The 249-nt window shown below is 57.8% G+C and carries 1 rRNA gene; it reads left to right on the forward strand.

Features of this window, described 5'->3' with window-relative positions:
• Positions 1–74 precede the first annotated feature (74 nt).
• Positions 75–191, forward strand: a 5S ribosomal RNA gene (rrf, locus tag BIU89_RS13675).
• Positions 192–249 lie beyond the last annotated feature (58 nt).

Genomic DNA, 249 nt, shown 5'->3' on the forward strand with positions numbered 1-249 from the left:
CCGCTCTGTCTTCTTCACGGGAGATGGTAGCTGGGACAGCTTTGAGACCAAATGCGTGATCTGGTCGAGAGTGTTCCGGTGGTCATAGCGAGAGGGAAACGCCCGGTCACATTCCGAACCCGGAAGCTAAGCCTCTCAGCGCCGATGGTACTGCAAGGGGGACCTTGTGGGAGAGTAGGACGCCGCCGGACTTAACGTAGAAGAACCAGGGAACCCCTGACCATTCGTGGTCAGGGGTTTTCTGCGTTC

Origin of the sequence: Curtobacterium sp. MCBA15_005 (genome assembly GCF_001864855.1) — a bacterium.
In the GTDB taxonomy this organism is placed as follows: domain Bacteria; phylum Actinomycetota; class Actinomycetes; order Actinomycetales; family Microbacteriaceae; genus Curtobacterium; species Curtobacterium flaccumfaciens.